This window comes from Pseudomonas sp. P1_C12, assembly GCF_056406435.1.
Genome location: NZ_JBFUAE010000029.1, coordinates 16,944 through 40,979, shown reverse-complemented (window position 1 = coordinate 40,979; position 24,036 = coordinate 16,944). Strand labels below are relative to the sequence as shown.

Here is a 24,036-nt window from a genome sequence, read left to right as displayed (position 1 = left end):
GCATTCTACAGCAGCCTCATTTGCTGTCAAGTGGTATTTTTCAGAAGTTTTCCAAGTTTCCTTTTCAACTTCAACCACTTGCGCTTCAGATCTCTCGTCAGCGGGAGGCGAATTCTACAGCGTTACACGCTGCTGTCAACACCCCTTTTTCAACTTCCTTTTGGCTTCGATGACCTGAAGCAACCCGCTGCCGAAAACTGCATAACTCATTGTTTACCAAGGAGTTTTCCGTTTCGACTGCGCCGGAAGTGGGGCGAATTATAGGCCTCCAGAATCTGCCGTCAAGCACTGATTCTGGCTTTCTACCGATATGTACAAAAACACTGCATATATATAGACGCGCCTGCGGGGAATGCGCAGTATATTGCCCAACACAAAAAGAAATACCCTTGATTCCTATATTTCGGACGATGCCACGTAATGAATGATCAGCCTCGCAGCCTGGCCTCTACCCTGTTCTCGGTTGGGCTGCTGCTCATAGCCATGGCATCGATCCAGTCCGGAGCCTCCCTGGCCAAAAGCATGTTCTCCGTTGTTGGCCCTCAGGGGACGACAACATTACGACTGATTTTTGCCAGCGTGATCATGATGCTGATACTGCGTCCATGGCGGGCAAAACTCACCGCAAGATCCCTGCGCACCGTCATCGTCTACGGGATGGCGCTGGGCGGCATGAACTTCCTCTTCTATATGTCATTGCAAACCGTCCCGCTGGGCATCGCGGTGGCTCTTGAATTCACCGGCCCACTGGCCGTTGCGATCTACGCCTCGCGTCGCGCTATCGACTTTTTGTGGATCGCCCTGGCTGCCGTCGGCTTGCTGTTACTGATACCAACAGGAGAAGCGACAGCAGGAATCGATCTGGTAGGCGCCGGTTATGCCTTGGGTGCAGGGATCTGCTGGGCACTGTACATTCTGTTTGGCCAAAAGGCCGGGGCCGATAATGGCGTGCAAACCGCCGCACTGGGGGTAATGATCGCCGCGCTTTTTGTAGCCCCTATCGGTATTGTCCATGCCGGCTCCGCATTGCTGACCCCGTCACTGATCCCCGTGGCCCTTGGCGTCGCCGTCTTGTCCACTGCCCTCCCCTACACCCTGGAGATGGTCGCTCTGACCCGCATGCCGGCCAGAACCTTCGGCACATTGATGAGCATTGAGCCTGCCTTCGGTGCGTTATCGGGCTTGCTGTTCCTGCATGAATACCTCTCACTGTCGCAGTGGATGGCAATCCTGTGCATCATCCTGGCCTCCGTCGGCGCAACCATGACCATGAGCACTGCCGCCAGGCCAGCAGTAGCGGCAGATTGAGAGCGGAGATGACACGGGTCTGGTATTTACCGCTCAACTAGGCCATGTTTAGCCCCGCAACCCAAGGTCATGCCATGGACAAATCCAGATAGGGATATCGGTACGCGTCAAGCGAAAGCGAATGCAGCCAGACCCGGGCACAAGATCCGGGGACGCTAAAAGGACAGTAATGAAACGAATTTTGATACTGGTCGCCGTACTTGCAATTGCAGGCTGCGCAGCGACCTCGGAAACACAGATCAAGCACGGCAAGAAAGGGCTACACATCAACTGCTCCGGATTGTCTTCATCCTGGGACAAGTGCTACGCCAGCGCCGCCAACTCCTGCGCACCCAAGGGATACAAGGTCATTGCCAAGTCGGGAGATGCCGTGGAAGAGCCCGGCGACTATCCTTTTGGCCTCAATCCTGCGGGTTATACCAGCCGCAGCATGATCGTCATCTGCAAATAGGCAAGGTCGTCGCGTCAGATTCTCGGACTTGCGATCTGACGGCCGATTTCCTCGTAGCTGGACTTCAGCACTGTGCGCTGGATATCCGGGCTAGCGAGCATACGCGCCACGACCAGCGCGCCAATACATTGCGACAGAATCGCCCACGCCAGGCTGTCGCTTTGCAAAACACCTGCCCAACTTTCCTGAAGCCGACAAATCCAGTGCTCTGCCTGTTGGCGGACTGTCAGGTCGGAACGGGCAATTTCCGCCCCCAATGCCGGTAATGCACAACCGGTTTCCGGATTCTCGACGTGAGACATGCTCAGGTACTGTTTCAAGCAGCGCTCAAGCTTGTCACGTTCCTGCCCTTCCCCCAGTCGCGCCAGACTTTGACCCAACTCACGTTCAACAATGGTTGCGAACAACTCGTCTTTCGACGAGAAGTGGCTGTAGAAAGCACCGCCACTCAAGCCAATCGCCTTCATCAGGCCGTCCACGCCCACCGTTGAAAATCCCGACTTCTTGGCCGATACCGCGCTGCTTTCCAGCAGCCTTTGCCTGGTTTCCAGCTTGTGACTGGCCGAATAACGCATTGTCCTTCTCCCGAGGTTGATCACCTTGACGCTTGTCGAATCGTAGCATAACGTTCGTTTAGCTAACGATCGTTTACCAAAAGGGATCTACCCATGAATAACAAGAAGGTCGTACTGGTTGTCGGTGCAGGTGATGCCACGGGCGGCGCCATTGCCAAGCGTTTTGCCCAAGAGGGTCTTGTCGCCTGCGTCACCCGCCGCAGTGCGGACAAGCTCCAGCCACTGGTGGATGCCATCAAGGCCGATGGTGGCGAGGCCCACGGTTTTGCCTGCGATGCACGCAAGGAGGAAGACGTGATCGCGCTGGTCGAGCGGATCGAAAGCGAGATCGGCCCAATCGAGGCATTTGTCTTCAACATCGGCGCCAACGTGCCGTGCAGCATTCTCGAAGAAACCGCCCGCAAGTATTTCAAGATTTGGGAAATGGCCTGTTTTTCCGGCTTCCTCAACGCGCGTGAAGTGGCCAAGCGCATGGCCAGGCGCCAGCGGGGTACGATCCTGTTCACCGGCGCCACCGCAGGCATGCGTGGCGCTGCCGGGTTCGCCGCATTTGCGGGTGCCAAGCACGGCATTCGTGCACTGGCGCAAAGCATGGCCCGAGAGCTCGGCCCCATGAATATTCACGTTGCCCATGTCGTCGTCGACGGCGCCATCGATACCGACTTCATCCGTGAAAGCTTCCCGGAAAAATATGCCACCAAGGATCAGGATGGCATCCTGAATCCCGAGCATATCGCCGAAAATTACTGGTACCTGCACAGCCAGCCCCGCGATGCCTGGACCTTCGAGCTGGACCTTCGCCCCTGGAGCGAACGCTGGTAATTCCCCAAAAAAAACAACAAGACGAGCGCCTTGACCATGAGCAAAACCGTGGAGTTCTACTTCGACCTCGGCAGCCCCGCCACCTATCTGGCCTATACCCAGCTACCGAAAATTTGCGCACAGACTGATACCCGGTTGATCTACATTCCGTTCTTGCTGGGCGGAGTGTTCAAAGCCACCGGCAACGCCTCTCCGGCGACTGTCCCGGCCAAGGGCCGCTACATGTTTCAGGATCTGGACCGCTACGCCAAACGCTACGGCGTGCCCCTGAAATTCAATCCGCACTTCCCGATCAACACCTTGATGCTCATGCGCGCCGTGACAGGCATGCAGTTGCGCCACCCTGAACGCTTTGCCGCCTTCATCGACTGCCTGTTCAACGCCATTTGGGTCGACGGTCGCAGCCTGGATGAACCGGCAACCGTCGCGGCAGTATTGAGCGAAAACGGATTCGATCCACAAGAGGTGCTGGCCCTGACCGCCGATGAGGAAGTCAAAGCCCTGCTCAAGGACAACACCGAAAAAGCCGTGCAGCGAGGAGTGTTTGGTGCGCCGAGCATGTTTGTCGATAACCAGCTGTACTTCGGCCAGGATCGACTGGACTTCGTACTCGAGGCCCTGGGTTAAATCTCGACCACCAACCGCCCCTTTGCCGCTCCTGACAAGAGCAGTACATGGGCGTCTTCTGCGGATTCCAGCGTGAACGAGTGCGGGTCAAGCAATGGCGCGAGCTTGCCCGCCTCAATCAACTGCGCCGCCTCGTGCAGAATCTCGCCGTGATGCTCACGCCCCTTGCCGGTCAGGAGCGGCAGCAAAGTGAAGACACCGGAGTAAGTCGCCCCGCGAAAGGAAAGCGGTGCCAGGCTGTGCTGCCCCCACCCCAGGCAACTGAGCACATGACCGTGATACATCCGTGCCGCCTTGAATGACGCATCCAGCGTTTCCCCCCCCACTGTGTCATAGACAATGTCGAAGCCCTCACCGGCCGTATGCTCCGCCACATAGTCTTCAACCGAAGACTTGCGGTAATCGATAAACGTCGCGCCGAACCCTTCGATAATCGACTGCTGCCCGGCAGAGCCCGTAGCAAAAACTTCTGCGCCAAAAGCGCGGGCGATTTGCACCGCGACATGGCCAACACCACCGGCGCCACCATGGATCAATACCTTCTGCCCGAGCCGAACGCGAGCCCGGTCGACCAGACCTTCCCAAGCGGTGATCAGCACCAGCGGCAATCCGGCAGCCTCACGCATGCTCAAGTTGCGCGGTTTACGTGCCAACAGCCGTGCATCGACCGCCGCGTATTCGGCCAATGAACCTTGAATACCACCAATACCGGTGGCCATGGCGTACACCTCATCCCCCGGCAGCCAGCCACTGACGCCCTCCCCCAACGCCGCTACGGTCCCGGCCAGATCCATTCCCACTATTGCCGGCAATGGTTGCCCCGCATGGGTCGCCTGCCCGGAGCGGATTTTTCCATCCAGCGGATTCACACCGCTGGCCCGGATCCTGACCAATACCTGCCCCGCCTGCGGCACCGGCCGTGCAACGCAAACCAAACGTAATGGCGCATTGGCCGAGTCGACCATCAGAGCGCGCATATTCAGTGAGTCAGTCATTTCGCCATGTCCCATCAGAAGTGAATACAGGATCAATCTTGCCTCGCCCTATTCATGCCGATAAGACGCCATATCGCTATAGTGATCATGCCTATACAGCATCAATGAGGAATCCCGTGGACAAACTCAATGCAATGGCGATTTTCGTGCGGGTGGTCGAACGGGGCAGTTTTTCCGCCGTTGCCCGGGAGTTGCAGACCAGCCAGCCGACCATCAGCAAAGTATTGCAAGCACTGGAAACCCGATTGGGCGGAAAGCTGATTGCCCGCAGCACCCGCAAGCTATCCCTGACGGACGAAGGTCAGCGCTATTACAACGAATGCCGGACCATCCTCGCCGCCGTGGATGCGGCAGAACATAGCTTCCAGTCCGGTCGGGAAAGGGTCGCCGGACCTCTGAAAATCGGCTCGTCGGTGAGTTTCGGGCGCCTGCAGATCGCACCCCGGTTGCCGGACTTTCTCAAACACTACCCTGACGTACAGATAGACCTGCAACTGAGCGATCAAAACCTGGATCTGGTCGGCGAAGGGCTGGACGTCACATTCCGGATCGGTGCCCTGAACGACAGTGGCCTGATCGCTCGCCATGTCGGCAGTACCCAACGTGTGACCGTCGCATCACCTGACTACCTCAGGCAAAACGGCCAACCGCAAACACCGCAGGAACTGGGCAGGCACAACTGCCTGATGTTCAACCTGCTGAGCAGTCAAAACCTGTGGGTGTACACAAAAGACGCCCAACGCCACGAAGTGCGGATCAAGGGCAATGCGCAGAGCAACAATTCCGAGGCGATCCGCGAAATGGTGCTGGGGGGATTGGGGATTGCGCTGTCACCGGTGTGGCTATTCAGCGAAGACCTGAGCGCCGGCCGGGTGAGCGCGATTTTGCAGGACTACAGTACGTTGTCGCTGCCAATTTATGCCGTATCCCTGGCGAATCGTCGCCAATCCGCCAGGGTCAAAGCCTTTGTCGACTATATGGCTCAGGCGCTGGAAAAAGCGCCTGAGCTGCACATAAACAAATAGCTACACAGGAACCAGTAGCTGTACCCGATCAGATAGCCGTAGTGCGAGTGTTCAGCCACTCAAGTGCAACACCCTCGACCAACGGACTCAGACGCTCACGCACTTCGGCGTGGTAGGCGTTGAACCACTGTTTTTCCTCGTCCGACAGCAACGATGTTTCCAGGCAACGTGTGTCGATCGGGCACAGGGTCAGCGTTTCGAACTTCAGGAAATCGCCGAATTCGCTCTTGCCCGCCTCACGGTTCATCGCCAGGTTTTCGATCCGCACCCCCCAACGACCCGGACGATAGGTGCCCGGTTCAATGGACGTGATCATGCCGGGTTGCATCGCAGTTTGCGGTGCAGGCGCGGCCTGATAAGCGATGACTTGCGGACCTTCGTGGACGTTCAGGAAGTAACCGACGCCATGACCGGTGCCGTGACCGTAGTCGACACTTTCCGCCCAGATGGGCGCACGGGCGATGGCATCGAGCAGCGGCGACAGGATGCCTTTCGGGAACTGCGCGCGGGACAAGGCAATCACGCCCTTGAGCACGCGGGTGCAATCGCGCTTTTGCTCATCGGTCGGTGTGCCCACCGCAACCATCCGCGTGATGTCAGTGGTGCCGCCCAGGTACTGGCCGCCAGAGTCGATCAGCAGCAGGCCGTCCCCTTCGATCACCGCGTGTTCCTCTTCGGTGGCGTGGTAGTGCGGCATCGCGCCATTGGCGTTGAACGCGGCGATGGTGTTGAAACTCAGCGACACATAATCCGGACGGCGCTCACGGGCGGCGGTGAGTTTTTCGTCGATGGTCAGTTCGGTGATGCGCTCGCGCCCCAGCGCCAAGTCCAGCCAGGCAAAGAATTCGCACAGCGCTGCGCCGTCCTGTTCCATGGCCTGACGGATGTGTTCGGCATCGGCCAGGCTCTTTTGCGATTTGGCCAGGGTCGTCGGGTTCAGGCCTTCGATCAGCCTCACTCCGCTGTCGAGGTTGTCCAGCAACCCCGCCGTGACCCGCGCCGGGTCGACTTGCAGGCTCGCACCGCTCGGTACGGCACGCAGTGCGGCAGAGACTTCGCTGTAATCGCGCAAGGTCACGCCGTCCTGTTCGAGGATGGCGCGCAACTCGGCGCTGACTTTGCTCAAGGCAACGAACAGCGTGGCCTGTTGCTGATTGATCAAGGCGAATGAAACAAACACCGGGTTGAACGACACGTCGCCGCCACGCAGGTTGAACAGCCAGGCGATGTCATCCAGGGTGGCGATGAAATGCCAGTCGGCACCCCGCGCCTGAAGGGTTTCACGCAGTTTGGCGAGTTTTTCGCCACGGCTGACGGTCGCCTGTGGTGGCAAGTGCTGATAGATCGGTTCGTTCGGCAGGACTGGGCGGTCGTTCCAGACTCCGCTCAGCAGATCGATGTCGGTGCGCAGACGGGCGCCACGCTCTTCAAGCTTGCTGCCCAGGGTCCGTGCCGAAGCCACGGCCATGACCGCGCCATCGACCGCGACAACGCCCCCCTCGGGGGTTTGCTCGGTCAGCCATTCCAGTGGCCCGGGCTGACCCGGTTGCAGCTTGACCAGATCAATGCCGCTGCCCTTGAGCTCCTTGGTCGCCTGCTCCCAATAACGGCTGTCGGCCCAGACGCCGGCAAAATCCGGGGTCACGATCAGGGTGCCGACCGAACCATGGAAACCCGACAACCACTGACGCCCCTGCCAGTAGCCCGGCAGGTATTCGGACAAGTGCGGGTCGGCCGACGGCACCAGCAAGGCGTGAATGCCCTCCCGGCTCATCAATTCGCGGGTTTGCGCCAGGCGCTGAGGCACCGATCCATTGATCGAAAGCTGCGTATTCATCGTGTCTCCTGCTAACCACTTCATCATTATTGTTGGGTGCCGATCAGCGCCGGCGCTTCGTCGCCTTATTGCCAGAATGCCGGAGCACTGGCGCAGGCCGCCTTGATCAGTTGAACCGCCTGGTCGATGTCCTGCTCGGTGGTGAAACGCCCGAGGCTCAAACGAATGGTGCGACTGGCCGAACGGGCATCATGCCCCAGGGCCAGCAGTACATGGGATGGGGTATTGCTCGCGGAATTGCAGGCCGAGGTCGCGGAAAACGCGATCGAGGCCAGCAACGCCGCCGGGTTGAACTCGCCTTCGCTGAAGGTCAGGCTCAGGGTATGGGGAATGCGCCGGGTCGGGCTGCCGTTGAGCCGCACGCCGGGAACACTTTGCAATTGCTCGAGCAAGCGTTCACGCAAACGCACGATGGTGGCTTTCTCTTCATCGAACGCAGCCGCCGCCAGTGCAAAGGCCGCGCCCATGGCCACGATCTGATGGGTCGCCAGCGTGCCGGAACGCAAACCGCCCTCATGCCCGCCGCCATGGATCTGCGCCTGCAAACGCTGTTGTGCACGCGGACCGACGTACAACGCACCAATGCCTTTGGGGCCATAGAGCTTGTGCGCGGAAAACGACATCAGGTCCACCGGCCACTGCCCGAGATCGATCGCCACTTTGCCCACGCCCTGTGCGGCGTCGACATGGAACAACGCCCCGCGATCACGCACGACCTGACCGATGGCGGGAATGTCGTTGAGGGTGCCCAGTTCGTTGTTGACCAGCATCAGCGACACCAGGAAGGTGTCCTCGCGCATGGCTTCGCTGACCGCTTGCGCGGTGATCAGGCCCTCGGCGTCCGGCACCAGATAAGTCACCGCGACACCGGCCTCCTGCAGTTGCTTCGCAGTATCGAGAATGGCCTTGTGTTCGATCTGGCTGGTGATGATATGGCCGCCGCCAATGCCGCGGGCCTGAGCCACGCCTTTGAGCGCGAGGTTGTTGGATTCGGTGGCGCCGGAGGTCCAGACGATCTGCCCCGGCGTCGCGCCGACCAGTTCGGCGACCTGGCATCGCGCCTGTTCGACCGATTGCCGGGCCTGCTGGCCGAAGACGTGGGAGCTGGAGGCCGGGTTGCCGAAATTGCCGGTAAAGCCCAGACACTCGACCATCACCTTGATGACCCGCTCATCCACCGGCGTGGTGGCGGCGTAATCGAAATACAACGGACGTTTATTCATAAAAGACTCGCAGAGCGTGTTCCGGGATCAGGAAGCTCGTGACTGCAAACGGCAAAGCGCAGCCTTGTGAGCTGCGCGCTGTTTTCAGAACGCTACCAATACCTGATCGGATGCCGTTAAAGAAGAACTACTTCATTTAAAAGTGCGTAGGAACGCTCCTGAAAAGTCAGCTTAACAGGCATCGGGCAAGCGGTTGAAGCAATGCGTCAGCTAAAGCTTTCGAGCAACAGCGGATACAGCGAACCCACGAGCAGCGCGGCCATGCCCCAATTGAACAGGCGCAGCCAGCGGCGATCCTTCAGAACGTTGCGCAACAGCGTGCCGCAAGCGGCCCAGACACCGACACTCGGCAGGTTGATGATCGCAAAGACAGCCGCGATCACGATCACATTCGTGAAGTAACCCTGCATCGGCGTGTAGGTGCTGATGGCGCCAATGGCCATGATCCAGGCCTTGGGATTGACCCACTGGAACGCGGCGGCACCCAGATAGCTGATCGGTTTCGCCTCGCCCTGCTGACTCTCCGACATGGGCCCGGAATGGGCGATTTTCCACGCCAGATACAGCAAATACGCCGCCCCCGCATAACGCAGCACGGTGTAGAGCAAAGGGTAAGTCTGGAACACCGCGCCAAGGCCAAAACCGACCGCCACCACGAGTACAAAGAAGCCACAGGTGATGCCGAGCATGTGCGGAATCGTGCGGTTGAAGCCGAAGTTCACCCCGGATGCCAGCAACATGGTGTTGTTCGGGCCGGGTGTGATCGAGGTGACGAGGGCAAACAGGGCGAAGCCCAGCAGCAGGTCGAGAGAGAGCGTCATGGGTGGCAGTCCGTCAGGGGCGTTCAGGTGTTGACCCTATCGCACACCCTGGACAAAACCCATGGACAGTTACGCGAAACTTGGAGCAGTACAGTTTCGCCTCAGCTTGGACGACCGTGGAGCTGTACAGATCGCCCGGCGTTCATTTCACCCTGGTTGTCGAAGTTGAACGACTTTTGCGGCTGGCCGAGCAGTTCGGCTTTTTTCGCGTGGTATTCGTCAAAGGACAAACCGCGGCGGTTCAGCGCCTCCAGTGCCAGTTCCTTGCTTTCTTCAGCCGTGTAAGGGCGAAGCTCGGGGGAGACATGGCTGGCACATCCGGCGAGTACGGAGACGGCGAGCATCAGCATCGTAGCGATCATCGGTTTCATTTCTGGCGTCCTGGCGACTGGGTTCGAGGCAATGAACACAGGCTACCCGCGCCTCCCGGGCAGCAGAAATCAACGCTTTCAATAGTGGCTATCAAGAAATGGCGATCATTGTCGATGCGCTGGGAGAACGCGGGCCGGGGGCGCATTGGCTGGACCCGACTTGATGGCACTTGTATGGCGCTGCTGCTCGTCGGGCAATCGGTGAGGCGAAAGAGGCTGGCCTATATTTATTCGGTCGTACAACGGCACAGCCACTTTCCATTCACACTACAAGAACAGGGAGATCCATCATGAGCGTCAAACCCATTCCAGAGGGGTATCACAGCATCACCCCCTACCTGGGCATCGACAAAGCCGCCGAAGCCATCGCTTTCTACAAAAAAGCCTTCGGCGCCATTGAAGTCATGCGCCTGAACATGCCCGATGGCGGTGTCGGCCACGCCGAACTGCGCATCGGCGATTGCCCGATCATGCTGGGCACACCGTGCGATCAAGGGCCGCTGAGCAACCCGGACAATTCGCCGTCGGTGGGTCTGCATTTGTACGTGACGGATGTCGACAAGTCCTACAAACAGGCGATCGATGCCGGCGCAACCGTTGTATCCGAGGTCAAGGATCAGTTTTACGGCGACCGTTCAGGGACCTTGAAAGATCCCTACGGGCACCTGTGGTTCCTGGCCACGCACAAGGAAGACCTGACCCAGGAGCAGATCGAGCAACGGGCGAAGGAGATGTTTGCCCAGGGTTGAAATCCCTGGTGCTGGAGCGGGCCTCTTCGCGAGCAGGCTCGCTCCCACAGGGGCCCCGCCTTCAACAGCACCGCCGACTTGCTGATCACTTGCGCAAGCATGCCCGCCCCTGACCTGTCGGCAATGCGAAACATTTTCTTTCATTTCCCCTTTCGGGATTTCCCCTGCTCATCCGTCCTACCTAGATGCAGTCCTGTCGCGTAGGCAAAAACCACGACCGGACTTTCAGGGCGCTCATCCCTGCGAAGCCCGCAGCCGAGTAGCCTCTCATCCAGGCAAGACCTCCAACATGTCAAAGAAGTCCCGTTCAAAAATCTGGTTCCTGGTCCATAGCTGGCTGGCGCTGCCGATCTGGTTTTTCGTGCTGATCGTCTGTGTGACCGGAACCCTGGCCGTCATCAGCCAGGAAATCGTCTGGCTGGCCAACCCGCCAATGCGCGCCAGCCAGCCCTCGGACGATGCTCCGCTGCTCAGCTATCAGCAGGTCATCGAGGCCATCAACAGGGCCGAACCGCAGACCGTGGTGCAGAGCATCAGCCGCCCCGACGAATCGCACTTCGCCCTGGATGTCGAAGTCAGCTACCCCGACGGGCGCTCGGTGGTGATTTATGTCAATCCGTACAGCGGCGTGATCCAGGGTGTCGCGCCGCAATTCAACTTCCGCGCCTTCACCCGCGCCCTGCACGCTTGGTGGCTGGTGCCCTTTACCAATGGCTATAGCTGGGGCTGGTACCTGGTGTCGTCGCTCGGCTTGCCATTGCTGGCGTCGCTGATCACCGGGCTGGTGGTCTACAAACGCTTCTGGAAAAGCTTCTTCCGCCCGACCCTGCGCTTTCGCCACGGTGCGCGAATTTTCTGGGGCGACTTTCACCGCTTGAGCGGTATCTGGTCGATCTGGTTCATCGCGGTGATTTCCGTCACCGGCACCTGGTTCCTGATCCAGGCATTGCTGTCCGATAACCAGATTTCCATTTCCACGGAAAAAATCATCCCGGCGATGTCCCGCGAAGCGGTGCCGCTGTCAGCCGATGGCTCGCCCCCGTCGCGTATCGACCTTGATCGCGCGATTGAAATCGCCACCCAGGAAATCTCCGGGCTGGAGGCCAGTTTCGTCAGCCTGCCGGGCAATGCCTACAGCCACTTGGATGTCGGCGGACGTGGTTGGTATCCGTTGATGTTCCAGACCGTCACGATCAACCCGTACAACGGCGAAATCGCCGCCTCACGCCCGATCTCGGACCGTTCGGCCCTGGAGTTCGTCACCGAGTCCATGCGCCCGCTGCACACCGGCGATTTCGGCGGACTGTGGATCAAGCTGATCTGGGCATTCTTCGGCCTGCTGCTGAGCATGATGGTGCTCAGCGGCCTGCTGATCTGGACCAAGCGCACGGCGCTGGCCACGGCCAATGCCTTCAAACGCAGCAACAAGAAACAGCGCGACACCGCGGCGCAACCGACCACGAACAACGAAGTGTCGGAGGCCAACCTGTGAGCAAAGACATTGCAGCCCCGCAACCCTCGCGCCTGAGTGTGTTCTGGCACAAATGGCGCTTTCACCTGAACGTCCTGTTGCTGCTGATTCCACTCGGTTTCATGCCCAAGTACTTCGCCGACGAGGCATTGATGCGCGGCGACAGTGGCCTTGGCGAACGGGAAGTCGGCGAAGTCCGGGTCGGTCCCTGGAGCCTGCGCCTGGCGGAATTGCGCAATTCAGCCCCGATGCTCGAAGGCCCCGCCGGCTACATGAAGGGTTTCAACGTCGCGCTGTGCGAGGTCTGTATCGGCCAGGTCAAGGCCACTTACCTGCGCATCGGCAAGCCCCGCAGCCTGCGCGCCGCCGGGGTGATTTTCTTCGGCGCCCCGTACCGCATGGGCGCCTCACTGCCCGTCCCGGAAAAGACCACGGCCGACGCCGAACTGTGGATCACCATGGAAGGCTGGGACGGCGCCATGCATCAGGCATCCATTCCTTTGAGCCAGGCCTCCCCCGCCACCATCGCCTGGTTGAACAAACAAGGAGGCAAACCATGATCAACCCTCTTCGCTCGCTCAACGCCCTGTTGCTGTTGCTCTGCGCCGGTTTCAGCGCCAGCGCCCTGGCCCACAACCCGATGTGCGAATGCAAGGCCATCGACGCGGAGCAGATCAAGTGCACCGGCGGTTTTTCCGACGGCAGCGGCGCTCCGGGCGTGACTCTCGATGTGATCGGCTATGACGAAACCATTCTGGTGCCGGGCAAGCTCGGGCCTGATTCGACCCTGACCTTCAAGAAGCCCGGCGCCGAGTTCTATGTGCTGTTTGACGCCGGCCCCGGTCACGTCGTGGAAATCGACCAAGCGGACATCGAGGCACCATGAGCACTCCAACGACCCAAGTCGTGCGCCCGGCCGGGGCCGGTCACGAAACCCTCTACGTTCTGCTGCTGTGCCTGATGATTTTGGCGGTGGCCGGCTCGGTGGTGCTCTGGCGTGGTGAACCCCATGAGGTGAGCAACGTCGGCAGCCATCAACTGAATGCGCGCCGTGACCTCAGTGCATCCGAACAAGGTATCTACGCCGATTTGCGGGTGACGCTGGACGAGATCCACCTGCTGCGCCAGGAACAGCAAACGTCGCCGACTCCCGAGGCTCTCGCCGAGGAAGGTTTTGCGCCATTTGCCCAGATTCGTTGAATTGATAAAGCATCTCGGCGGGCGTCGCCGACTGCTCTTCGATAAGGCTGGTAGCGACTGACATCTCTCGACCCCTCAATACGCTGTGGATAGTGACCAGAACTGCACACCGGGCAGGTGCGCGTTCCGGTCACGGGGCGCACTTGCAGGTTTTCCTGTTCTGGAAACGTATCGGCGTCGAGAGGATTTAGACTTTCAATCCGCTTTCTTGGCGGTCACCGCAATACCCTGTAGGAGCGAAGGCGGTGTAACAGTCAACAATGATGTTGAATGTGACGGCCTCATCGCGGGCGAGCCCGCTCCTACAGTGGTTTGTGGTGTTTTTCAGATAGATTGCAGCGGCATCGTCAGCTCAACCCGCAAGCCGTCCGGCCGGCTATCGAAATGCAACGTGCAACCGCAACGCTGGACGATGGCCTGGACAATCGCCAGCCCCAGACCACAACCGGTGCTCTGGCCGTTGCGCCAGAAACGCTGGGTCAGGTGTTGCAGGTCTTCTTCGGCAATCCCCGGCCCATGGTCGCGCACCAAGAACTGCACACGATTGCCGGTGGTTTCCAGGCTCAACTCCACCGCTTTGTCGGCGGGGGTATGGCGCAGTGCGTTGTCGAGCAGGTTGCGCAGCGCGGCAATCGACAGCACGGCGGGCATTTGTACCGGCGCGGCGGAAACCTTGCCCGGCGCCTGAAACCTGATGCGCTGGCGATCGCCACTCGCTGCGTCCTGGATCGCCAGTTTCGCCACTTGCTCGGCGTTGCATTGCACACCGTCGTCAAACGACAGACTGCCCTCGACGCGCGCCAGCAACAGCAATTGTTCGAGGGTCCGGTGCATGCGGTCGGCACCCTCTTCGGCCCGGGCCAGGGACTGATCCCGGGCGCTGCCGTCAGTCATCCGCGCCACTTGCAGGTGAGTCTTGATCGCGGTCAGCGGGCTGCGCAGTTCATGGGCCGCGTCTCCGGTCAGGCGACGTTCGCGCTCGATGGTCTTGCCGATGCGCTGGAGCAACTGGTTCTGGGTTTCCAGCAAGGGTTGCAGCTCGCTGGGCAGCGGCTGGATCTGCAAGGGTTCGAGGGAGTCGGCACTGCGGCGCATCAAGGCGTCGCGCATGCGGTTGAGCGGCGCCAGCCCCTGGCCGATGCCCAGCCAGAGCAAACACAGGCAACCGAGTAGCGCCACGCCCACCGGCACCGAAGCGGCCAGCAGGATCGACATGTTCAACGCCTCGCGCTCGATCTGCCGGTCGGCGGTGGTGATGCGCAGATCGCCCCGGGCCAAGGTGAAGCTGCGCCATGGCGCGCCGTCGATCATCTGATCGTGAAAACCGAGTTTCTCGGCCTCCAGGGCCTGCTGCGGATCGGTGTGACTACGGGCGAGGATTTCACCGCGCAATGAGCTGACCTGGCACGCCATGCCACCCGGAATGTTCAGTTGTTCGGCGCTGAAATGGGTGCCCTCACCCTTGCTCGGCACAGGCGGCAGTTGCTCCATCAGGCCGGCGACCATGCGTGCCGACGCCACCAGGCGCTGGTCGAGGGAAAACATCATTTGATTGCGCAGATCACTGAGCATCCAGGCCGCGGCCAGGGCCCAGATCAAGGCAAATGCGGCGCCGAGCGTCAGGCTCAGGCGCAAACGCAGACTCATCACTTTGATTCTTCTCCGCCATCAGCCGGCCCCAGGCGATAGCCCAGGCCGCGCACGGTCTCGACAATGCCGTTGCCGAGTTTACGCCGCAGGTGATGGATATGGACGTTGAGGGCGTTGCTTTCCAGTTCGTCGTTGAAGCCATAGACGCTGTCCTTGAGTTGCTCGGTGGACAGCACCCGCCCACGGTTGTGCAACAAGGCTTGCAGCAGCGACTGTTCGCGGCGCGACAGGTCCACCGGCTGTCCCGCGAGCGTGGTTTCGCGGCTGCTCGGGTCGTAGGTCAGGGCTCCGTGTTCGATCAGGTTGACGCTGCGCCCCGCCACCCGCCGCAACAGCGTGTGCAAGCGTGCAGCGAGTTCACGCAAGTCGAACGGCTTGAGCAGATAGTCGTCCGCGCCGGCTTGCAGGCCATCGACGCGGTCGGTGACCGAGTCCCGGGCGGTGAGGATCAAAACCGGCAACTCCAGGCCTTGATGGCGCAACTGCTGCAGAAGCTTGAGGCCATCTTCGTCCGGCAACCCGAGATCGAGCACCATGACATCGAACTCCGCCACCTTGAGCATCGCCCGGGCGGCGGACGCCGTGGCGACGTGCTCCACGGTCAGACCCTGGGCGGTCAGACCGGCGACGATACCGCTGGCGATCAGTTCATCGTCTTCGCAAACCAGTACGTGCATGGGGAGCCTCGTAGAAATAAAGCCTATTAAGCCGTTGACCGATTAAGTCGACATTATGCCGCAAGCGCCACCGCCACAAGGCCGGGGCGGTTAATCATCGGTTAATCGCCACCCGCCACTGTGCACCTCATTAGCACAGGGCAAAGGCTTATCCATGCATCGTCTGTTTTTACTTTTTACCCTCTTGATCGCGGGCCTGGCCCAGGCGGGAACCAATCCGTTCGACACCAAACCTGAATTTCTCCCGGTTGATAAAGCATTCACGTTTACCTCCGAACGTCTGGAATCCGGTGAAACCCAGCTCTATTGGCAGATCACCGACGGCTATTACCTGTACCAGAAACGCTTGAAGTTCGACGGATTGCCTGTCGGGCAGCATCCCGCGTTGCCGGAAGGTGAAGCCCACAGCGACGAGTTTTTCGGTGAACAGCAAGTCTACCGTCAGGGCCTGGAACTGAAGATTCCGGCTGGCTCGAGCGGTCAGGTCAAGGTCATTTACCAGGGCTGCGCCGATGCCGGTTTATGTTATCCGCCGCAAACCAGAGTCGTGGACCTGGGCAATGCCAATGCGCAGAGTGCGGCCAATGAGGCACCGGACCAGGCGCTGGCCAGCAGCCTGCAACAACGGGCGCTGGGCTGGAGCCTTTTGCTGTTCTTCGGCCTGGGTCTGTTGCTGGCCTTCACGCCTTGTTCATTGCCGATGCTGCCGATTCTGGCCGGGTTGATCGTCGGCAGCGGCGCCACGCCCAAACGCGGATTCGCCCTGGCCAGCAGTTACGTGGTCAGCATGGCCCTGGTGTATGCGGCGATGGGTGTCCTGGCCGCCTCCCTCGGGGCGAACCTGCAAGCCTGGTTGCAGAACCCCTGGCTGCTGGGCAGTTTCGCGGCGATTTTCGTACTGCTGGCGCTGCCGATGTTCGGCTACTTCGAACTGCAACTGCCGGTGGCCGTACGCGATCGCCTGGAAAACGTTTCGCGCAATCAACGTGGCGGCAATCTGATCGGCGCCGGGGTGCTGGGGGCGCTGTCCGGCCTGCTGGTCGGCCCGTGCATGACCGCACCGCTGGCCGGTGCCCTGCTCTACATCGCGCAAAGCGGTAACGCGTTGCATGGCGGATTGATTCTGTTCGCCATGGGCATCGGTATCGGCGTGCCGCTGCTGTTGCTGGTGACCGTCGGTAATCGCTTCATGCCCAAACCCGGCGCCTGGATGAACCTGGTCAAAGGCATTTTCGGCTTTCTGTTCCTCGCCACCGCGTTGCTGATGCTGCGCCCGGTGCTGGACGAGTCCCTGTGGGTCGGCTTGTGCGGTGCGCTGCTGTTGATCGCGGCCTACAGCGCCTGGAAACAGTCGGAAGGTTTCGGTCGCATCGCGCACCTGTTTGGTGCCAGTTCGTTGTTGCTCGGTTTGTGGGGTGGCATGCTGGTGATCGGTGCGGCCGGTGGCAGTGACGATCCGTTCAAGCCGTTGCAAGTCTTCCGCTCCTCGAACCAGGCGGTGGCCGCGGTGCCGGTTGGCCACGATGCCTTCACCACCATCAAGGATCCGCAGGCACTGCAACGGGAACTCGACGCCGCGCAGGCTCAGGGCCAGTGGGTGCTGCTGGACTACTATGCCGACTGGTGCGTGTCGTGCAAGGTCATGGAAAAACAGGTGTTCGGCAAAGCCAATGTCATGGAAGCCCTGAGCGACGTGCGCTTGCTCCGACTGGACGTCACCGCCGACAATGCCGCCAGCCGCGAACTGCTCGGCCGTTACAAAGTGCCAGGGCCACCCAGCCTGCTGTGGATTGGCGCTGACGGTGAAGAGCGTCGCAGCCAGCGCATCACTGGCGAGGTCGATGCCGATACTTTCCTGCAACGCTGGACCAACACCCGAGACGCCCGTTAATGCTGACCTTCACCCTCGGCACCTTTGCCATTGCGCTTAATCATCTGCTGCTGATCAGTGCGCTGGCGCTGGCCACGTTTGTCGGCTGGCGGGTGGCCAAGCGTGGCGGTGACAACCCCGAGTCGGTACTGTTCAGCCTGTTTCTACTGGGCATGCTGGCGGCCCGGGTCAGCTTCGTGGCAGTCTATTGGGCCCACTATCGCAACGATCCGTGGCAGATCATCGACCTGCGCGATGGCGGTTTCCTCGCCTGGCCGGGAGTGACTGTGGTTTTGCTTGCCACGCTGTATCGCGGCTGGCGTCGCCCGGGTTTGCGCCGCCCATTGGGCTTTGGCGTGACCAGCGGCCTGGCGTTCTGGCTGTTGGCGACATTCTCCCTGTCGATTTATGAACAAGGCACACGCCTGCCGGAAATCGCCCTGCGCAACGCCGCCGGCGAAACCGTGCAACTGGCCGACTACAAGGGCGGCCCGTTGGTGATCAATCTCTGGGCCACCTGGTGCCCGCCGTGCCGCCGGGAAATGCCGGTACTGGAAAACGCCCAGCAACACCGGCCAGACCTGACCTTCCTGTTCGTCAATCAGGCGGAAAGCATGCAAAGCGTCGCGACCTTTCTGGAAACCCAGGGCCTGAGCCTGTCCAACGTGCTGTTCGACGGTGGCGGGCGCCTGAGCCAGGCCGTCGGCTCCATGGCATTGCCGACTACGCTGTTCTACGGCTCCGAAGGTCGCCTGCTGGGCAGCCATCTGGGCGAGTTGTCGGAAGCCAGCCTGGCCCGCGCGCTGGAAAACTTCGACACCGTACCCGCCACCTCTTCAAGGAAATTGCCATGCCCCGCCTCCGCCACCTGCTGACCCTGAGCCTCGGTGCTGCCCTGTTGCACCTGCCATCGGTGCAGGCCGAAGAGTTGCCCGATGCCATCAAGAAAATCGAGGCCAAGGGCGCGAAAATCGTCGGCCAGTTCGACGCCCCCGACGGCTTGCGCGGTTATGCCGCGCAATACCAGAGCCGCGGCATGGCGCTGTACCTGACCCCGGACGGCAAACACGTGTTGCTGGGCAACCTGTATGACGCCGAGGGCAATGACCTGAGCAGCGCACCCTTGCAGAAACTGGTGTATGCCCCGATGGCCAAGGAAGTCTGGGCCAAGTTCGAAACCAGCAACTGGATCGGCGACGGCAAGAAGGATGCGCCGCGCGTGGTGTACCTGTTCAGTGACCCGAACTGCCCGTACTGCAACATGTTCTGGGAACAGGCCCGGCCGTGGGTCAAGGCTGGCAAGGTGCAGTTGCGCCACATCATGGTGGGCATCATCCGCGAGGACAGCCCGGGGAAATCCGCCGCACTGCTCGCGGCCAAAGACCCGGAAAAAGCCCTGCAGGATCACGAAGCCGCTGGCAAGGGCAGCTCGCTCAAGGCCTTGAAGGAAGTGCCGCCGGCGATCCAGGCAAAATTCGCGGCCAACATGCAATTGATGGAAGAGCTGGAGTTGCAGGCGACGCCGGCGATTTTCTACATGGACGACAAGGGTAATCTGCAACAGCAGCAAGGCGCGCCGTCGCCGGACAAACTGGCAAAGATTCTCGGGCCGAAGTAAGCAAGATCAAAAGATCGCCCGAGCGCGGACCGAGCCTTCGGACGATCTTTTTCGCAAACCCTACGCCGGATTGCGCTCAGCTAAAAATTCCAGCAGCGCTTGGGTGACAAACTCAGGGTTCTCCAGCAACTCAGGGTCACGAATCAGCCGCAGGGTGAGCATCGGCTGCCCCTCCAGCCTGAGGCTCAGACGGCTTTGCGTTTCATCAGCGGCAAGACGACTGCCTGTCGGCAGACACAGGGCAGTCAGGTCATTCAGGTTGGACATGGGTCGGGCTCACGATAGTCGTCGACAGTTCAATAAAGTGACGTGAGCCATGGCAGGAAATTTAGGAAAAGACCGTCAATTGGCGACTTGTGGCGCCGGTTCGTTGTGCGGGATCGGCACCAACGCAATCTTGTACGGATCGAAAATCCTCAGCATCTGGCCGTTGTCCCGCAAGCCTTGCAACAACTTGCCGAAGGCCTCACCAGTGATGGGCGCGGTCGGACGGAGAATGGCGTAGTGATGATAGATCTGGTCAACGCGCTGGGACACCAGCAACTCGTCAGCGACTTTTTTATTGCGTAACAAGTAGTCGAACAGATAAGAGCGCGTGACCAGGGCAATGTCGGCCCGGTCGCGTAACACCATCAGCAGATTGCTGTCGTGGGAATAGGTCAGCGTGGCGTTGTAGTTTTGCGCGAGGTACTGAGGTTCGGCATTGAAGTTGGCGAACTCGTAGTGATAGCCGCTGAACAGAGCCAGGCGCTTGCCGTTCAGGTCGGCAAAATAGCTTTGCTGTCGATCGGGCAGGCGTTGCGCGACAAAAATCTCGGCGTCTTCCAGCCCCATGTCGACGGCAGTATGGGGAATGTCTTGCCACCCCCAGGCCGGATTTTCGAAGATAGCCATGTCGACCCGACCCTGTTTGAAGTCACCGAAGCGCCGGGCAATGGACGTGGGCACCAGGACAAACTGGTAGTCACTTTGCGACGCATTCAGAGCCTCGACCAGTTGCGGCAGCAACCCGGTATCGGCCCCGGATTCCGGGCGCACGGTATAGGGCGGAAAGTGCGCGGCACCAATGCGCACCAGCTGCGCAGCCTGGGACGGCATCACCGTTGACGCTGCAAGCATCGCCAGCAAAAGCTGCGAGGCTGTCCGAATCGGCGAATCCATCAAAACAACCCCACTCCCCAATAAAACAGCATCAATGCATTCAAGCTAGGCGGTTTTGTCCAGTTAGCCAGTTTAATGCTGGCCATTACAACTTTATTGCCGGTCTTCCAGCACCAGAATCAACGCTTCATCAGCCAACTGATCGAGGCTCATGTTGCCGTCGGCGCGAAACCAGGTGGTGGTCCAGGACAATGCGCCGGTCAGGAACCGTCGGGTGATAAACACATCGCCGCGGATAAAACCGGCGGTCTTGGCTTCGCCCAGTACTTGCATCCAGATGTCTTCGTAGATATCCCGCAGCGCCAGGACCTTGGCCTGGCCGTCTTCGGACAGCGAGCGCCATTCGTAGACCAGCACGGCCATGGCCTCGCCGCTGCCGCCCATGATCGACTGCAATTCACACCGGATCAAGGCCAGCACCCGCTCGCGCACATTGCCGGCCTCGGCGATGGCCGCACGCATCAACGCGGTGTTGTAGCGTATGGTTTCCTCCATCACGGCGCGCAGGATTTCGTCCTTGCTTTTGAAGTGATGGAAAATACTCCCGGACTGAATACCCACGGCGCCAGCCAGATCGCGCACGGTCGTGCGTTCATAGCCTTTATTGCGGAACAGGTGGGCCGCCACTTGCAGCAGCTTGCCACGGGCGCTGTCCGGGTCGGTCAATTGGCCGTCGTCGACCAACTCACGCATGACCCTCAGGGCTTTTTGCTCGTCCACCCATTCTCTCCTACAGTCGATCAATCAATAACGCCGATCCCCCGAAAACACCGGAGTTGCGCGGGCAATTTAAGCGCATGGATGCAACCAAGCAAGCGCTTGGGCAGAAGATAATCAAGTCATTTACAAACCAAGCGCTTGCTTGGTAATGTCGACGCACTTCGGTTGGAGGTGGCTATGGAATGGACTGCGCCTAAAACAATTCGCATCGGTTGTGCCAGCGCCTTCTGGGGCGATACCTCGACCGCTGCCGCGCAACTCGTGGAATACGGGCATCTGGACTATCTGGTCTTCGACTACCTGGCCGAGATCACTCTGTCGATCATGGCCGGCGCGCGGATGAAAGATCCCCAGGCCGGCTATGCGGGCGACTTCATCGAAGTCCTCGTGCCCTTGCTGCCGCAACTCGCGGCGCACAACATCCGGGTCATCAGCAATGCCGGCGGGGTCAATCCCCAAGCCTGCGCCGCCGCCCTGCAAGCAGCCTGCGACAAGGCCGGGGTGGCCCTGAAGATTGCCGTGCTGCTGGGTGACGATCTGCAGCCGCAATTCAAACAGCTAGGCAACCTGGGCATTCATGAAATGTTCAGCGGCGCACCTTTGCCATCGATGTGTGTCTCGACCAATGCCTACCTCGGTGCACCCGGCATCGTCGAAGCCCTGCGTCTGGGGGCGGACATCGTGATCACCGGGCGCGTGGTCGACAGTGCGGTGGTCAGCGCCGCGCTGGTGCATGAGTTCGGCTGGTCGTGGCACGACTACGACAAGCTCGCCCAGGCAGCATTGGCCGGGCACATCATCGAATGCGGTGCCCAGTGCACGGGCGGCAACTTCACGGATTGGCGCGACGTCCCCGACTACGAACACATCGGCTTTCCCATCGTCGAAGTCAGCGCCGACAGCCAGTTCATCGTCAGCAAACCCGAAGGGACCGGCGGGCTGGTCACACCACTGACGGTGGGCGAACAGATGCTGTACGAAATCGGTGATCCCCGCGCGTATCTGCTGCCCGACGTGGTGTGCGATTTCACTCAGGTCAAACTGCTGCAACAAGGCAGGAACGCGGTGCAGGTGCACGGCGCCAAAGGCCTGCCGCCGACCGCTCAATACAAGGTCAGCGCCACCTACCCCGATGGTTTTCGCTGCACTGCCAGTTGCCTGATTGCCGGCATCGACGCCGTCGACAAGGCGCGGCGAGTCAGCGCGGCGATCATCAACAAGACCTCGGAAATGTTCCGCCAGCGCGGCTGGGCAACCTACAGCGACGTGAATATCGAGTTGCTGGGCAGCGAGGCCACCTACGGCCCCCACGGCCAGCGTCAGGACAGCCGCGAAGTGGTGATCAAACTCGCGGTGCGCCATCCGGACAAGCAGGCATTGATCGTGTTCTCCCGGGAAATCGCCCAGGCCGCCACCGGCATGGCGCCGGGGCTGACAGGCATTGTCGGTGGCCGGCCGACGGTGTATCCGCTGATCCGGCTGTTCTCGTTCCTGATCGACAAAACCGCCTGCACGCTGGACATTGATTGCATGGGCCAGCGCCACCGGTGTGCCCTGCCCGCCCTCGATGTGCTCGACCCGCTGGACCTGCCAGCCCCGCTCGCGCCACCGAAACCGACGGGCCTGGCCGACGCCAGCGTGGCCCTGGTCAAACTGGCGGTCGCTCGCTCTGGCGACAAGGGCAACCACAGCAACATCGGCGTCATGGCCCGCGAGCCCGAGTTCCTGCCATGGATCGCCGAAGCCTTGACCCCGGAAGTGATCGTCGACTGGATGGGCCACGTCCTCGATCCCATCCACGGGCGAGTCGAACGCTGGTACTTGCCCGCCAGTCACAGCCTGAATTTCCTGCTGGAAAACGCCCTCGGCGGCGGTGGTGTCGCCAGCTTGCGCATCGATCCGCAAGGCAAAGCCTTCGCCCAGCAACTGCTGGAAATCCAGATTCCGGTGCCGCAGCGCATCGCCGACCAGTTCAACTAGAGGATTGCCGCCATGGCCTACGATTCGATTTTCAAAGCCGATTTGTTTGCCGGCCAAAACATCATCGTCACCGGTGGTGGCAGTGGCATCGGCCGCTGCACCGCCCACGAACTGGCGGCCCTCGGCGCCCATGTGCTGCTGGTCGGGCGCAAGGCCGACAAGCTGAAAACCGTTGCGGCAGAGATTGTCGAAGACGGCGGCAAGGCCGATTGGGCGGTTTGCGACATCCGCGAGGAAGAACCGGTGCAGCACCTGGTCAGCGAATTGATTCGCAAGCATGGCCCCATTCATGGCCTGGTCAATAATGCGGGCGGGCAGTACCCGTCGCCCCTGGCCTCGATCAATCAGAAGGGTTTCGAAACCGTGATGCGCACCAATCTGGTGGGCGGTTTCCTGATGGCCCGGGAAGTGTTCAACCAGTCCATGAGCAAGCACGGCGGCGCCATCGTCAACATGCTCGCCGACATGTGGGGCGGCATGCCCGGTATGGGCCACTCCGGCGCGGCACGTTCGGGCATGGACAATCTGACCAAGACCGCCGCGTACGAATGGGGGCATGCCGGGGTGCGGGTCAACGCCGTGGCGCCGGGCTGGATTGCCTCCAGTGGCATGGACACCTACGAAGGCGCCTTCAAGGCTGCGATTCCGACGTTGCGCGAACACGTGCCGCTCAAGCGCATCGGCACCGAATCGGAAGTCAGCGCGGCGATTGTTTTCCTGCTCAGCCCGGCAGCGGCGTTCGTCAGCGGCAGCACCTTGCGCATCGACGGCGCCGCCAGCCTCGGCGGGCGCGCCTGGCCGATTCATAAGGCGACCAACAGCGAGTCGTACAACGGTTTCCACCGTGCCTACATACCAGACGTATTGAAGGACAAGGAATAACCC

24 protein-coding genes and 2 pseudogenes are annotated in these 24,036 nt (G+C 60.5%); 15 read left to right on the top strand and 11 right to left on the bottom strand.

The genetic code is table 11. The annotated features are described in order from the left end of the window. Positions 1–420 precede the first annotated feature (420 nt). Positions 421–1,308: a threonine/homoserine exporter RhtA gene (rhtA, locus tag AC1D19_RS29305; RefSeq protein WP_008020439.1), complete on the top strand. Its 888-nt coding sequence runs from the start codon at positions 421–423 to the stop codon at positions 1,306–1,308. Between the two features lie 169 nt (positions 1,309–1,477). Further along, positions 1,478–1,759: a hypothetical protein gene (locus AC1D19_RS29300; protein ID WP_477756613.1), complete on the top strand. Its 282-nt coding sequence runs from the start codon at positions 1,478–1,480 to the stop codon at positions 1,757–1,759. A 14-nt stretch (positions 1,760–1,773) separates the two neighbouring features. On the opposite strand, the gene AC1D19_RS29295 is transcribed toward AC1D19_RS29300, so the two are convergent. Next, positions 1,774–2,334 carry a TetR/AcrR family transcriptional regulator gene (locus tag AC1D19_RS29295; protein ID WP_477765437.1) on the bottom strand — a complete coding sequence of 187 codons (561 nt, stop codon included), beginning with the start codon at positions 2,332–2,334 and terminating at the stop codon, positions 1,774–1,776. Between the two features lie 93 nt (positions 2,335–2,427). On the opposite strand from AC1D19_RS29295, the gene AC1D19_RS29290 reads away from it, so the two are divergent. Next, positions 2,428–3,156 (top strand): SDR family oxidoreductase, encoded by a 729-nt coding sequence (locus AC1D19_RS29290; protein ID WP_477756615.1) that lies wholly within the window; start codon positions 2,428–2,430, stop codon positions 3,154–3,156. A gap of 36 nt (positions 3,157–3,192) precedes the next feature. Continuing rightward, complete coding sequence (locus AC1D19_RS29285) at positions 3,193–3,783, top strand: 2-hydroxychromene-2-carboxylate isomerase (RefSeq protein ID WP_477756616.1); 591 nt, start codon at positions 3,193–3,195, stop codon at positions 3,781–3,783. Here the strand turns inward: AC1D19_RS29285 and AC1D19_RS29280 are convergent. Continuing rightward, entirely contained in the window at positions 3,780–4,778 is a 999-nt protein-coding gene (locus AC1D19_RS29280; protein ID WP_477760583.1) for a zinc-dependent alcohol dehydrogenase family protein, read from the bottom strand. The genes AC1D19_RS29285 and AC1D19_RS29280 overlap by 4 nt on opposite strands. Before the next feature lie 104 nt (positions 4,779–4,882). On the opposite strand from AC1D19_RS29280, the gene AC1D19_RS29275 reads away from it, so the two are divergent. Continuing rightward, entirely contained in the window at positions 4,883–5,803 is a 921-nt protein-coding gene (locus AC1D19_RS29275; RefSeq protein WP_477765436.1) for a LysR family transcriptional regulator, read from the top strand. 28 nt (positions 5,804–5,831) lie between these two features. On the opposite strand, the gene AC1D19_RS29270 is transcribed toward AC1D19_RS29275, so the two are convergent. From AC1D19_RS29270 to AC1D19_RS29255, 4 genes are all read right to left on the bottom strand, one after another. Beyond that, positions 5,832–7,640 (bottom strand): M24 family metallopeptidase, encoded by a 1,809-nt coding sequence (locus AC1D19_RS29270; RefSeq protein WP_477765435.1) that lies wholly within the window; start codon positions 7,638–7,640, stop codon positions 5,832–5,834. A gap of 65 nt (positions 7,641–7,705) precedes the next feature. Then, the gene (locus AC1D19_RS29265; protein ID WP_477765434.1) at positions 7,706–8,863 is read right to left on the bottom strand and encodes a cysteine desulfurase family protein; all 1,158 of its coding nucleotides are present in this window, start codon (positions 8,861–8,863) and stop codon (positions 7,706–7,708) included. Positions 8,864–9,069: 206 nt separating this feature from the next. After that, a complete protein-coding gene (locus AC1D19_RS29260; protein ID WP_008054246.1) occupies positions 9,070–9,684 on the bottom strand; it encodes a LysE family translocator in 615 nt (204 codons plus the stop codon). Positions 9,685–9,785: 101 nt separating this feature from the next. Then, complete coding sequence (locus AC1D19_RS29255) at positions 9,786–10,055, bottom strand: hypothetical protein (RefSeq protein ID WP_477756046.1); 270 nt, start codon at positions 10,053–10,055, stop codon at positions 9,786–9,788. 290 nt (positions 10,056–10,345) lie between these two features. Here AC1D19_RS29255 and AC1D19_RS29250 point away from each other — a divergent pair, with 290 nt between their 5' ends. From AC1D19_RS29250 to AC1D19_RS29230, 5 genes and pseudogenes are all read left to right on the top strand, one after another. Next, positions 10,346–10,804 (top strand): VOC family protein, encoded by a 459-nt coding sequence (locus AC1D19_RS29250; RefSeq protein WP_477765433.1) that lies wholly within the window; start codon positions 10,346–10,348, stop codon positions 10,802–10,804. A gap of 289 nt (positions 10,805–11,093) precedes the next feature. Next, positions 11,094–12,296 (top strand): PepSY-associated TM helix domain-containing protein, encoded by a 1,203-nt coding sequence (locus tag AC1D19_RS29245; protein WP_477765432.1) that lies wholly within the window; start codon positions 11,094–11,096, stop codon positions 12,294–12,296. Next, the gene (locus AC1D19_RS29240) at positions 12,293–12,835 is read left to right on the top strand and encodes a thiamine pyrophosphate-binding protein (RefSeq protein ID WP_477765431.1); all 543 of its coding nucleotides are present in this window, start codon (positions 12,293–12,295) and stop codon (positions 12,833–12,835) included. Before AC1D19_RS29245 ends, AC1D19_RS29240 begins: the two co-directional genes overlap by 4 nt. Then, a complete protein-coding gene (locus AC1D19_RS29235) occupies positions 12,832–13,161 on the top strand; it encodes a hypothetical protein (RefSeq protein ID WP_477765430.1) in 330 nt (109 codons plus the stop codon). Before AC1D19_RS29240 ends, AC1D19_RS29235 begins: the two co-directional genes overlap by 4 nt. Then, positions 13,158–13,466, top strand: a pseudogene (locus tag AC1D19_RS29230) (DUF6162 family protein); the annotation flags it as partial. The gene AC1D19_RS29235 and the pseudogene AC1D19_RS29230, both read left to right, overlap by 4 nt. A gap of 333 nt (positions 13,467–13,799) precedes the next feature. Here AC1D19_RS29230 and AC1D19_RS29225 read toward each other — a convergent pair. After that, a complete protein-coding gene (locus AC1D19_RS29225; protein ID WP_477765429.1) occupies positions 13,800–15,125 on the bottom strand; it encodes an ATP-binding protein in 1,326 nt (441 codons plus the stop codon). Continuing rightward, on the bottom strand, positions 15,122–15,802 hold the full coding sequence (locus AC1D19_RS29220) for a response regulator (RefSeq protein ID WP_008020398.1): 681 nt from the start codon (positions 15,800–15,802) through the stop codon (positions 15,122–15,124). The genes AC1D19_RS29225 and AC1D19_RS29220 overlap by 4 nt, the downstream gene beginning before the upstream one ends. A 154-nt stretch (positions 15,803–15,956) precedes the next feature. Here AC1D19_RS29220 and dsbD point away from each other — a divergent pair, with 154 nt between their 5' ends. From dsbD to dsbG, 3 genes are read left to right on the top strand one after another with little or no spacing between them, the layout of a single operon-like run. Next, positions 15,957–17,693: a protein-disulfide reductase DsbD gene (dsbD, locus tag AC1D19_RS29215; protein WP_477765428.1), complete on the top strand. Its 1,737-nt coding sequence runs from the start codon at positions 15,957–15,959 to the stop codon at positions 17,691–17,693. Next, complete coding sequence (locus tag AC1D19_RS29210) at positions 17,693–18,547, top strand: TlpA family protein disulfide reductase (RefSeq protein WP_477765427.1); 855 nt, start codon at positions 17,693–17,695, stop codon at positions 18,545–18,547. Before dsbD ends, AC1D19_RS29210 begins: the two co-directional genes overlap by 1 nt. Beyond that, positions 18,523–19,290 carry a thiol:disulfide interchange protein DsbG gene (gene dsbG, locus AC1D19_RS29205; protein WP_477765426.1) on the top strand — a complete coding sequence of 256 codons (768 nt, stop codon included), beginning with the start codon at positions 18,523–18,525 and terminating at the stop codon, positions 19,288–19,290. Before AC1D19_RS29210 ends, dsbG begins: the two co-directional genes overlap by 25 nt. 126 nt (positions 19,291–19,416) lie before the next feature. On the opposite strand, the pseudogene AC1D19_RS29200 reads toward dsbG, so the two are convergent. The 3 genes and pseudogenes from AC1D19_RS29200 to AC1D19_RS29190 all read right to left on the bottom strand — a co-directional run. Beyond that, a pseudogene (locus tag AC1D19_RS29200) lies at positions 19,417–19,557 on the bottom strand (GNAT family N-acetyltransferase); the annotation flags it as partial. Positions 19,558–19,632: 75 nt separating this feature from the next. Then, entirely contained in the window at positions 19,633–20,451 is an 819-nt protein-coding gene (locus AC1D19_RS29195; protein WP_477760588.1) for a substrate-binding periplasmic protein, read from the bottom strand. A gap of 93 nt (positions 20,452–20,544) precedes the next feature. Next, the gene (locus AC1D19_RS29190) at positions 20,545–21,171 is read right to left on the bottom strand and encodes a TetR/AcrR family transcriptional regulator (RefSeq protein WP_477760589.1); all 627 of its coding nucleotides are present in this window, start codon (positions 21,169–21,171) and stop codon (positions 20,545–20,547) included. A gap of 177 nt (positions 21,172–21,348) precedes the next feature. Here AC1D19_RS29190 and AC1D19_RS29185 point away from each other — a divergent pair, with 177 nt between their 5' ends. Both AC1D19_RS29185 and AC1D19_RS29180 read left to right on the top strand, forming a co-directional pair. Then, positions 21,349–23,151, top strand: a complete 1,803-nt coding sequence (locus AC1D19_RS29185) for an acyclic terpene utilization AtuA family protein (RefSeq protein WP_477765425.1) — start codon at positions 21,349–21,351, stop codon at positions 23,149–23,151. A gap of 12 nt (positions 23,152–23,163) precedes the next feature. After that, positions 23,164–24,033: an SDR family oxidoreductase gene (locus AC1D19_RS29180; protein WP_477765424.1), complete on the top strand. Its 870-nt coding sequence runs from the start codon at positions 23,164–23,166 to the stop codon at positions 24,031–24,033. Positions 24,034–24,036: the final 3 nt, after the last annotated feature.